This window comes from Corynebacterium glucuronolyticum DSM 44120, assembly GCF_030440595.1.
Lineage (GTDB): Bacteria > Actinomycetota > Actinomycetes > Mycobacteriales > Mycobacteriaceae > Corynebacterium > Corynebacterium glucuronolyticum.
In genome coordinates, this window is record NZ_CP047452.1 from 704,621 (window position 1) to 715,334 (window position 10,714).

Here is a 10,714-nt window from a genome sequence, read left to right on the forward strand (position 1 = left end):
GCTCAGCGAATATGGACGTTCGATGACAGACTCTGGGGGAGGCGTTCGAACCGGTTCCGCCACCTGACCATAGCGCCTCTACGACGATGAACGCGTACGTTTTCGCTGTGTACAGGAGCTGGCACCAGATCGTCCACACCGACGGCGGTTTGCGCGCGCTGGCGAGGCCTTGTGCCCGCAGGCCTACATAAGGCAGACGGAAGGTTGTGTGTGGCTGCGAAGGGGCGGAGTGAAACGGGCGTTTCAATGTGGTTTTAGCTGTGCTTTTGCGGTGGTGTTCACTGCGCAGTGCGTACATCCCCGGAAAAGGGGAGTACGATTCAACGCCGGTGAGGTGAGTGAAAGCTCAAAATGACTCCACTATGGCTAGACTCAAGTAGATGCCACGGCTGAGGAGAGCCGGGGTGATGTACATGCAGATGATGGCAGGAGAGTGACAATGCCTTTTGGAAAGAGGCTTCGCCCCAACCTGAACTTTCGGATTGGTGCGCAAGCGGAGCTCGACGAGCTTCCAGAGCACGCCCTGCTCAAAATCATCAACATTCCTGGAGAAGCAAAATCCAGCCCGTGGGTTCTCATTGCACGGCGTGTGGCCTATGCCACCGTCATCATGATTGCCACCTCGCTCGTTGTGTACTTTGACAAGAACGGCTACTCAGAGCCTCTGACCTTCGTAGACTCTTTGTACTACTCTGCTGTTTCACTCTCCACCACTGGCTATGGTGACATCGCCCCGGTGACACAGCATTCCAGGCTTATTAATATCCTCCTGATCACACCACTTCGCGTCCTCTTCCTTATCCTTTTGGTCGGTACCACGCTGAGCGTGTTGACGGAGGAATCGCGGAAAACCCTGCAAATCCAACGATGGAGAAGGACTATGCGCAATCACACGGTCGTTGTCGGATACGGCACAAAGGGACGCTCTGCAGTATCAGCACTGCTTGCCGATGGCACTCCACCCAGTGAGATTGTCATAGTCGATACAGATCGCCAGGCGCTGGAGATGGCCTCCTCCCAAGGCCTCGTCACCGTTCACGGAAGTGCGACAAAGGCCGATGTCCTGAAACTGGCTGGCGTGCAGCGGGCACGCGCCGTCGTGGTCGCCCCGAGCATGGATGACACCGCAGTTCTTGTCACCCTGTCCGTACGCGAACTAGCCCCTAGCGCGATGATCGTCTCCAGCGTTCGTGAGGCCGAAAACCAGCACCTGGTGGAGCAGTCCGGTGCAGATTCGGTGGTTATTTCTTCCGAAACAGCCGGCCGCATGTTGGGCCTTGCCACAGTGACACCGTCCGTGGTGGAGATGATGGAAGACCTTCTCAGCCCAGATGAGGGCTTCTCTATCGCCGAGCGGCAGATTGGCGAAGACGAAGTAGGCGCCAACCCCCGCCACTTGGCAGACATCGTCCTCGGCGTGGTTCGCTCCGGTGAGCTGTACCGCATCGATTCTCCCGAGGCTGAGACCTGTGAACCAGGAGACCGTCTCCTGTACGTGCGCCGTATCGTGGACTCCGGAAAGTAGCCAGAGAAACGACGTGACCTGGGTGAGATCACGTGGATAAGCGCGACTCAGATCCGTCGATTACCGTGAGAATAGGTAGCGAGTCCGACATCGTGCGAGTCCGACATCGTGCGAGTCCAACATCGTGCGAGCCCGTCCATGTGCGAGCACGTGCGTATGTGAGCCCGGTTATCGTACAAGCCTGGTCATTGTGGATGAGATGCCGCCGAAGCTTTAGAAAAGACAAGGAAGGGGAAGATAGAGCGTGCTAGGGGGAATTTTTTTGGCCAACACGGAGCCGAATCGCGGGTGCTACTATCCGTTCACCCTGCAGGGCGAGTACGCCACACTATCCGGTTCTTCCACACCCCTCGGGGTGCAACCCATCGCAGGTTTTGCAGACCCGGTTCTCGGCGAGAACGCGGATATTCAAATCGAACTTCCGGAGGGGCATGGCTTTGGCGTTCTTGTAAGTCACGAGCAGCTAGAGGCAATGATCGCTGGCGATCCGGAATCGTTGGCAATTGTTCATATCCAAGATCAACCGGCTGTAAGCGACCTTGCCCAGACGTTCATGCGGTTGCGAAACCAGGCGATGTTCCGCTTCAGCCCCGTGAACGGTGACCAGATCCGCTATGTGGCAGATGGACGCTTCGGCTACGACGACGGTGGGCGCGAGGTGTTTCCGCGTCTCGATCCTGCAGTCATCGGTTTGGTGACATTGGGGGACGAGCTGCTTCTGACACGCAAGCCACAGCGCAGGTACTTTTCGCTCGTCGCAGGATACGTGGAACCGGGAGAGACGATCGAGGATGCGTTCTCCCGCGAAGTCCTGGAAGAAACAGGGCGTAGGGTGACGCATTCCAGGTACGTGATGTCCGCGCCGTGGGCGGCAACCGGGAGCCTCATGCTCGGCATGCGGGCGGAGACCACTGACAGAGAAGCCCACGCACCCACCGATGGTGAGCTTGAAGAAACGCGCTGGGCTTCGAGAGAAGAGATTCTTTCTGGAGATATTCCTCTTACTGGTCGTGGCTCCCTCGCCCGCACACTCATTGATCGGTGGTGTGCCCGTGGAAAGCTTTAGCCTCGAAGATCTTGATCCAGATCAGCGGGTCGCTGCTACCGCGCCTCGTGGGCCCGTCTGCATTCTCGCCGGCGCCGGTACTGGTAAAACAAGGACAATCACCTACCGCATCGCGCACCTTATCAACACAGGTGCAGTGAGTCCGCAGCGGGTTCTCGCTGTGACCTTCACAAAGCGAGCAGCAGGGGAGATGCGGGATCGTCTCGCGAATATGGGGATCCCCCGGGTCCAAGCGCGCACCTTCCATTCCGCAGCAATGCGTCAATTGGCTTATTTTTGGCCTCGTTTCGCAGGTGACCTCTCGTACTCGCTTCTAGATAAGCGGCTTCCCCTTGTTGCGCAGGCCGCGAGGTCCTGTGGCGTTTCCACGGACACGGAAACTCTGCGGGATCTCACAGGGGAAATCGAGTGGGCGAAAGCAACGCTTATCTCCCCGGATAACTATCCGGAGCAGGTAGAGACCTTCCACCGCACCCCGCCGGTGAGCGGAAAAGAGGTAGGCCAGGTCTATGCCGCGTATGAGGAGTTGAAATACCGGCATGGAATGGTGCTTCTGGATTTTGATGATGTCATCAACCAACTGGCCACGGGGATAGAGAAGGTGCAGGGCGTTGCCGACGAATTCCGGCAGCAGTATCGCACTTTCGTGATCGACGAGTACCAGGACGTGACCCCTGCGCAGCAGCGTCTCGTCCGCGCCTGGCTCGGAGATCGCGATGATCTCACAGTGGTGGGCGATGCGAATCAGACCATTTATTCCTTTACGGGGGCTTCGCCTAGTTTCCTGCTGGACTTCACCCGGGATTACCCGGAAGCGGTAACTGTTCGCCTGCAGCGGGACTACCGCTCCACCCCTCAGATCACCGATGTCGCCAACGCCGTTATTAGCAAGGCTCGGGGACGCATTGCCGGAACGAGGCTTCAGCTGCAGGGTATGAAGCCTCCGGGGCAGCCACCGCAATTCGCCACGTACGAGAGTGAACCCGACGAGGCGCACGCGATCGCGAAGAAGATCCAGCGGCTCATCGAAACCGGGACACCACCGGCTGAGATTGCGGTGCTCTATCGAATCAACGCCCAGTCGGCGGTGTTCGAAGAGGCGTTGTCTGATGCAGGAATTGTCTACCAGGTGCGTGGCGGTGAAGGGTTTTTCCTTCGCCCAGAAATTAGGCAGGCGATGTCCGGCGTGACCCGGCTGGCGAACAATCAGCGATCAGGGGACATAGATCCTGTAGAGGCTGTCACGGCTGTACTACGCCGCCAAGGGATGACCCCCGAGGAACCGGAGGGGCAGGGAGCCCGGGAGCGGTGGCAGATGCAAAACGCGTTCCTTGCGCTCGTCGCGGACTTGGTGCGTACTGATTCCACACTTACCTTGCACGGTGTGCTGCAGGAACTGGACAGGAGAAAGGACGCAAAGCAGCCCCCGAATGTAAACGGGGTGACGCTGGCCTCTCTCCACTCTGCCAAAGGACTGGAGTGGGACGCTGTATTCCTAACTGGCCTGCAAGAGGGATCGCTGCCGATCAAACAGGCTTTGAAGGAAGGGGAGCGACAGATTGAGGAGGAACGTCGCCTCTTCTACGTGGGAATCACCCGCGCCCGTACCTTCCTCCACATGTCGTGGTCTAAGGCGCGGTCGGAGGGCGGACGTGCGACCCGTGAGCGCACCCGTTTCCTCGACGGAATTGTGCCCAAGGAAGAGGACAACAAACCGGTGAAAAAGATGCAGCGGAGTACCCGCTGTCGTGTCTGCGGTAAACCACTGCGCTCGCCGGAGGAAAAGGTTCTTGGGCGTTGTGTTACCTGCCCGGAGGAAGCTGATCAGGCTCTCTTCGCTGCACTTCGCGCGTGGCGGACCGCTGAGGCGAAGGAGCGAGGTAAGCCTCCGTACATGATCTTTACCGACGCCACGCTCATGGCGATTGCAGAGGCGATGCCGGAGACCGATGCCGAGTTCCTTTCCGTCGCCGGTGTTGGGCCTGTCAAGCTGGAAAAGTTTGGCGGGGAACTGCGGGAAGTCCTGGACGAGTACCGTTAAGCCGTTCGAAGCACTCCGGGCAATGCGGGTGTGGCTTCATCACCTTGTGGGTGAGGGATAGCGTATACGGGTCGACGACGACGAGTTCACCTGGGATGGCAGGGGAGACCGGGTCATGGAAATAGTTGCCTACGCCGGGCTGGACGCAGTGAAAGCCAGCAGTCCGCAGGCAAAGCGCCACAATATGTGCGGCCGTGGCGCTAACGAGCAGGGGGTCCCTTGCCCCCTTACGCACAAGCGACTGCGATACAAGCATCCGCCACCGCGGGTCGAGATCGAGGCGATACAGTTCCAGGCACAGGGGACACGGGCCGTCCCCTGCAACCATCGTGGGGCCGGCGTACCCCCGACCGTCGAGGATATATCCCTGGACGATTGTGTCGGTTTTCCCTCTCAAAGCTGTGCTGTAAGAAGGGGCCTCAATGAGGGAATCGACCAAAATAATCGGTGTTCCAGCGGGCATGCGGGCAAGGAAACGAGATTCTGTTTCGGAGGGCGCTGAGTAGCGCACATTTATGCAATCTGCGGGCATGAGTTCCCTTACCGCCGTGGCAAGGGCACCGGTGCCCACAATTGCCATCTCGACAGGCGGGTGTGCGGGGACGAGAACGCGAAAAGCAATGAGATCCTCCACTAGCGCGCGTGCATTTCCGGGTTGGTTTCCGCACTTCACCAGGCCTGCAATGGTGTCCTCTCTGGAGAGCGGATCGTGTGTGGAGTTAAGAAAGGTCACGGTTCGTGTGGCGCACAGGTGGGTCGGAAATGTCACTACCGCCGTGCGGAAAGTCTCGAGACCGAATTGCACGTTGCGGCGCGAGCGGAAGACAAGAGAGGCAGACGGATTGAGGCGTAGGAGCGGTTCGGACGAGGCCTGTGCAGATTTACGAGCGGAGAGAGCACGAGCATTTCGTGCGATAGGTGCCGTCTCTGTACGTCGCAGGGACGCTTCCCATGATGGTGCATGCGCTTGTGAGAGAGCGTGTACCGGTGCTGGCGATTGTGCTTGCGTGAGCGTGTGTGCTGGTTGATTATCCATTGAACCCCCAATGTCATCGAGTCGTGCCCCCCACGGGTGTCAGGTTACCGGACACCGCTTACCTCTGCACGACGAAAACAACTCATTGCGCTGGAGATTAGGGGACCTGCGGAGCAGCTACTCCCCGTGAAGCGCGTAGCCCCTTCAGTAGGCCGGGGCAATCCTTACGCCGTAGACTGGGTAACCGTGCCAAAAATCAGGATTATCCGCTCTCCTCGTCGTAAGAAGAGCGTCCAGGGGAGACTCAAGGGGGACGTGTTCGAGGTCCGTGTTCCTGCCCGGATGACGGAAAAGGCAGCCCAGGCGATCGCTCAGGAGCTGTTGGAAAAGGTGCAAGCAAAATCGGCACCGGTTGTGGACCTCGAGGAGGCTGCTCGCCGTCTTAACCGGACAGTGCTGCAGGGGAAGGCCGAGTGGACGAGTATCAGCTGGGTAACAAACCAAAACTCGCGGTGGGGTTCCTGTACACCTGCGCGAGGTACGATCCGCATCTCCCACCGCCTGCAGAAGGTGCCCCAATACGTTCTTGACTCCGTGATCGTGCATGAGCTGGTGCACACGTTCGTGCCCAATCATGGGCCGGATTTTTATGCATGGGCAAATAAAGTGCCCCACGCCGAGCGGGCGCAGGGCTACCTGGAGGCTTATGGCCGGTGGGGTGGCAACGGTGGTGGTGCCGGCGAAGAAGAAGACAACGACGGTTCTGATGAAGACTAAACAGACGCGTTGCAACGCGAGCTAAGCCCCCGCGCCGAAAGTGAACCCCTGCGGGGTGCACCATCTGTTGTCGCTGATGAGCATAGGGTTGTACCCGGCACCTGACACCCGCCACCGGCCTCAGCCGGTGACGTTTTCTCCTAGATGTCGGTGTCGCCGTTGGTGGAGTCACCGGCAGAGTCGTTGCCGTCACCGCCGTCGCTGCCCTCGTCGCCGTCGTGGGCTTCGTGGCCCTTGCCAAAGTTACCGCTTTCTTCCAGCTTGGTGATCTCGGCGATCGGGTCGAAGTCGTCGGTGAGCAGCTCATCGATGAAGGCGGCGGAGTTGTCCAGGTGCTCGGCGCGGGGAAGGAAGTCCTGGTGGTTCCACAGGCTGTCGCGGCGCTCCTGGCCTACGGCCTCTCCCACACGGCGCCACAGGTCGTAGGCTGCGGCGACCTTGGGGGTTTTGATCGTGATGCCGACGATCTCTTCGAGGACGGTGTCGGCAGACCCGCCGGAGGCGAAGCGACGCGACCAGGCCTCCTCCATCTTGAGTGCAGAGGGGATGCGATCGGCAAGTGCCTCGTGAACTACGAGCTCCACCCAGCCTTCGACGAGCGCGAGCTGGGTCTCAAGCAGTTCCGCCGACTTCTCGTTGCGGGTGAATAGGCGTGGCTCGATGTCAGAGTTAGTGATGTGCTCGAGCAACTGCTGTGGATCGATCCCACCGGATTGGAGATCCCGGATTGTCTCCTCCATCTCGCTATTGTCAATCTCCAGGCCGAGAGCAAATTCCTCAACCGCGCCGACAATAGATTCAGGCAGCCAGGAGGCGTGCATGAACAGGCGCTGGCGTGCAGCTTCGCGCGCGGTGATGTACATGAGTGCCTCTTCCTCGGGGATATCGAGGCTCTTGACTGCTGCACTGACATGGGATGCCAGCACGGCGATGGTGCCTCGCGGTGCTACGGGCATGCCGAAGTCGCAGCCGGTGAGTACCTGCGTGGCTAGTTCACCGAGGTCGCCGCCGAGTTGTGTGGCAGCCTGCATGTGCCCGAAGTGATTCATCATGTGCTTAATGGGGCCGATGATCTGCTTCGCCTCCTCGGGGAGGCCGGCTTCGCTAGCTGCATCTTTGTTTTCCACCACGGGGGTAGTGAGACGAATCCACGTGTCTATGGTTGCGTCAAGCCATGCGGCAGCGTTCCATGCCTCGACGGGGCCGCCTGCTGCCGGGATATCGGTGACACCGTCGAGCCAGAGATCACTTAACCGCGCTGCCTCGGTCACAGCCTTCGTCTCAGCGTCGGAGGGCCGGCGCTCCGAACCGATTTCCTCGATTCCCGCCTTGGACACAATGGAGCGGTCGAGGGTTGGGCTATCATCATCGGCTCCTGCTTCCGGGGGAGGAGTTTGCCCACCGAACATACCGAAGCCGGGGGTTGCACCCGATTGTGCGTCCTCGCCGCCGAACATGGAGCTAAATTGCTGGAACAGGTCGTTTAAATTGCCTTGTTGGAAGCCCCCGTCGGAGCTCCAGCTAAAGAATCCGGGCATGCCACCGAAAGGGGTGTTCCCTTCGTTGCCGTTACCGCTAGCGCCGTCACCGGAGCCGTTGTTCTGGTTATTGTCGCGGTCCTTGTCAGGGTCGTCATCGTCGTTGCCAGAGGTAAATCCGAATCTATTGCTCATAGTTCTAACCTACCGTGGCAGACCGCACGGATGCCATATTCTTGCAGTGTGCTGTAAGCGAACATGTAGGGTTATGTTCGTGAAAAAGTTGCCCTCCCATGTGATGTGGGGAACCGTGACGGTTCTCGTCCTGCTTGTCCTCGTTGTTGCCACGAGCGTCCCCGGCGTGACTAGCGCCACGGGTCTGCGTGTCGGTGTCCCGTTCGCCGCGATGGGGCCTGGTCCGAGTTTCGACGTGCTGGGAAAGACTGACGGTGGCGAGGATGTCGTCCAGATCGACGGTGCGCCGGTGGATGAGACGGATGGTCAGCTGCGGATGCTTACGGTGAGTGTGTACACGGACCTGGGTCTTGGCGATGCCATCGCGATGTGGTTTAGCAAGGATCGTGAGCTGGTCCCGCTGAGCTCTGTCATTCCGCCGGATGTAAGCCAGGAAGATATGGAGGAGGCCAACAAGCAGGCCTTTAACAACAGTGAGTCTGCAGCTACCCTCGCCGCGCTGAACCATTTGGGCATTCCGCTGGAAACGATCGTCGCCGAGGTGATGGAGGGTGCGCCTGCCGACGGTCTGTTTGAGGTTGAGGATGTTCTCACGCTTGTCGACGACCAGTCGGTCACCGTCCCCTCGACAGTCTCGGATTACATTGCCACGAAGGCGGTGGGAGACACGGTAACCTTCACGGTTCGTCGCGGCAGTGAGGAAAAGAAGATCCCCGTCACGGTAGGGGAAAAGGATGGGAAGCCCTACGTTGGTTTGCTCATGAAGGCTGATCCGTCGGGGAATCTGTCCGTGGACTACAGGCTCTCGGATATCGGCGGTTCCTCGGCCGGCATGATGTTCGCGCTTGGTGTCATCGACAAGTTGGATCCGGGCGACACCACGAAAGGCATCAACATCGCCGGGACCGGAACGATTGACCCGGATGGTGAGGTTGGCCCGATCGGTGGCATCAAACACAAGATGACCGCAGCCGAAGAAGCTGGCGCGCAGCTTTTCTTGGCCCCGGCTGATAACTGCGATGAGGTCGTGGAAAAGGATCCCGGGCAAATGACGGTGGCAAAGGTGGCAACCCTCGATGAGGCGATCGCGGCCATCGATGCCTATGCGGCCGGACAACCGGTGGCAAGCTGCTCAGCGGACTAGATAGTCTTCTAGCCAGGGGCTTTTCAAAGCTCAAGCGCTTACCCGGAAAGTCTTCCTGGCCCCATCTTTGGGGGCACCACTTGTGCCTATCTTTGGGGCACCGCCTGAGGCCATCTCTGGGGGCATCGCCGGCTCAGTGGAAGCGCCAGTTGGCCTCCTATTTCGGGCACAAGTGACCTAGGGGTGCCGGTAGCGCAGTGCAGTCTTGTGTGGCTCCGTGCGGGCAGGGAGCCCCTGCGAGCGGACTTAGTCGGACTCGACGAGTCCCAGTTCCTTGATGCGGGTGGAGGGATCCACCTTGTCGGAAGAGATCATCTGCTGCATGGTCAGTCCCTTTTTCTCGTCGACGACGGTGATGATCGCCGTGGAGCCGAGTACGGACCAGCCGACGATCCGCGGAGCCTGCTCTTCCACAACGCGGGAACTCGACAGCTCACGCAGCACCTGGGCGGTAGACGTGGCCTTCACATCGGAGGCGAAGAACTGGAACTGGCCAACCTTCGGGCCATCGCAGGAATACGAATCAGGGATTCCATTGGGGTGGCAGTTCTCCAGATCGGCAAAAAACGACGCGGGGGCAAGCGAGGCGAACGTGGTAGCTACCGTTTCCACTGCATCCTCGGCCTCGGTGGACGAACTCGTCGAACGCTTTGTCGTCGAAGAAGATGGTGACTCTGTCGTCCGCGTCGCTGCGGTGGATGAACCAGTCGCCGACGTGTCTGCGGTCGATGCATCTGCCGTTCCCGCCGCCGTGGCCGACGGAGAGGCATCATCAGCGGGTGCAGCCGACGATGTGACGGCCGGTGGTGTGACGGCAGTAGATAACGGATCCTCGCCCAGTTGGGAACCACACCCGGCACTGAGCCCGGCGCAGCTGGCGAGTACGAGTGCTGCTAGCGCGCGTTTCATGGTTTCCAGTGTAGCGGGCAAAATGAATCGTCCAGTGTCTGTTTAATCGTCCAGGGTGAGTGTGAAGCTGTACTGCAGCGCAGCGATGAGCTCCGGGGCGATGTCCGGCCCGCCACGCAGCTCGTAGTCGTCGTCAGAGAAGGGCCCGTCTTCGGCGCTCTTCATCTGCAAAATTGTCTGAGTCAGCTCCTCGTCGCGCATCGCGGCGGAGAACAAGCGCGCCGGGCGCGGGGTGGGGTCCTCCGAGGACGTATCGCGGAACGTGATCTCCTGCGCAAGGACAGCGCCCGCCACCTGCTCAGGCCAGACGATCCGGGTGAGGTACTCGCCAAGCTCGGGGGAACCGGCGGGAAGGTTCTCGGGAAGCTCCTGAACCACAAGAGACAGTGCCTCTTCCAAATCGGGGTCCGGGAGGGCGTCGATAAGCAACCGACTAGGAACCAGAGCGAAAAGCGTCGGGGGCGCACCCCAGCCCTCAGCGTGGACGAAATCTATGGCCTCCAAAACAGCCCTGTTCAGGTGTTGTTGACTAAATTCCATGGTTGAGACGAACCTCCATCGTAGGGTCTACGAAACATTTATTAGACTAGCGTTAACTTGATC

General features: G+C 59.5%; 9 protein-coding genes. 5 read left to right on the top strand and 4 right to left on the bottom strand.

What is annotated here, in order from left to right; all coding sequences use genetic code 11:
* Window positions 1-439 precede the first annotated feature (439 nt).
* The 3 genes from CGLUCO_RS03300 to CGLUCO_RS03310 all read left to right on the top strand — a co-directional run bounded on the left by CGLUCO_RS03300 (window position 440) and on the right by CGLUCO_RS03310 (window position 4,632).
* Window positions 440-1,525, top strand: a complete 1,086-nt coding sequence (locus CGLUCO_RS03300; RefSeq protein WP_005390283.1) for a potassium channel family protein — start codon at window positions 440-442, stop codon at window positions 1,523-1,525.
* Window positions 1,526-1,769: 244 nt separating this feature from the next.
* Entirely contained in the window at window positions 1,770-2,591 is an 822-nt protein-coding gene (locus CGLUCO_RS03305; protein ID WP_005390282.1) for an NAD(+) diphosphatase, read from the top strand.
* Window positions 2,572-4,632 carry an ATP-dependent DNA helicase UvrD2 gene (locus CGLUCO_RS03310; protein WP_084036918.1) on the top strand — a complete coding sequence of 687 codons (2,061 nt, stop codon included), beginning with the start codon at window positions 2,572-2,574 and terminating at the stop codon, window positions 4,630-4,632. The genes CGLUCO_RS03305 and CGLUCO_RS03310 overlap by 20 nt, the downstream gene beginning before the upstream one ends.
* Here CGLUCO_RS03310 and CGLUCO_RS03315 read toward each other — a convergent pair.
* Window positions 4,577-5,365, bottom strand: a complete 789-nt coding sequence (locus CGLUCO_RS03315) for a TOMM precursor leader peptide-binding protein (RefSeq protein WP_234985040.1) — start codon at window positions 5,363-5,365, stop codon at window positions 4,577-4,579. The two genes, CGLUCO_RS03310 and CGLUCO_RS03315, sit on opposite strands and share 56 nt — an antisense overlap.
* Before the next feature lie 489 nt (window positions 5,366-5,854).
* On the opposite strand from CGLUCO_RS03315, the gene CGLUCO_RS03320 reads away from it, so the two are divergent.
* Window positions 5,855-6,385, top strand: coding sequence for a M48 metallopeptidase family protein (locus CGLUCO_RS03320; RefSeq protein WP_005390279.1), 531 nt, complete (start codon window positions 5,855-5,857; stop codon window positions 6,383-6,385).
* Window positions 6,386-6,525: 140 nt separating this feature from the next.
* Here the strand turns inward: CGLUCO_RS03320 and CGLUCO_RS03325 are convergent, their stop codons facing one another.
* Window positions 6,526-8,058 carry a zinc-dependent metalloprotease gene (locus CGLUCO_RS03325; RefSeq protein ID WP_005395103.1) on the bottom strand — a complete coding sequence of 511 codons (1,533 nt, stop codon included), beginning with the start codon at window positions 8,056-8,058 and terminating at the stop codon, window positions 6,526-6,528.
* A gap of 73 nt (window positions 8,059-8,131) precedes the next feature.
* On the opposite strand from CGLUCO_RS03325, the gene CGLUCO_RS03330 reads away from it, so the two are divergent.
* Window positions 8,132-9,202 (top strand): YlbL family protein, encoded by a 1,071-nt coding sequence (locus tag CGLUCO_RS03330; protein WP_005390277.1) that lies wholly within the window; start codon window positions 8,132-8,134, stop codon window positions 9,200-9,202.
* Between the two features lie 246 nt (window positions 9,203-9,448).
* Here CGLUCO_RS03330 and CGLUCO_RS03335 read toward each other — a convergent pair whose 3' ends face one another.
* Entirely contained in the window at window positions 9,449-10,111 is a 663-nt protein-coding gene (locus CGLUCO_RS03335; protein ID WP_232621887.1) for a hypothetical protein, read from the bottom strand.
* 42 nt (window positions 10,112-10,153) lie between these two features.
* Window positions 10,154-10,651: a PPA1309 family protein gene (locus CGLUCO_RS03340; protein WP_084036922.1), complete on the bottom strand. Its 498-nt coding sequence runs from the start codon at window positions 10,649-10,651 to the stop codon at window positions 10,154-10,156.
* Window positions 10,652-10,714: the final 63 nt, after the last annotated feature.

Coding starts and splice junctions, on each gene's coding strand:
- CGLUCO_RS03300 (WP_005390283.1), top strand. CDS start 440: ATGCCTTTTGGAAAGAGGCTTCGCCCCAACCTGAACTTTCGGATTGGT.
- CGLUCO_RS03325 (WP_005395103.1), bottom strand. CDS start 8,058: ATGAGCAATAGATTCGGATTTACCTCTGGCAACGACGATGACGACCCT.
- CGLUCO_RS03330 (WP_005390277.1), top strand. CDS start 8,132: ATGTTCGTGAAAAAGTTGCCCTCCCATGTGATGTGGGGAACCGTGACG.
- CGLUCO_RS03335 (WP_232621887.1), bottom strand. CDS start 10,111: ATGAAACGCGCGCTAGCAGCACTCGTACTCGCCAGCTGCGCCGGGCTC.
- CGLUCO_RS03340 (WP_084036922.1), bottom strand. CDS start 10,651: ATGGAATTTAGTCAACAACACCTGAACAGGGCTGTTTTGGAGGCCATA.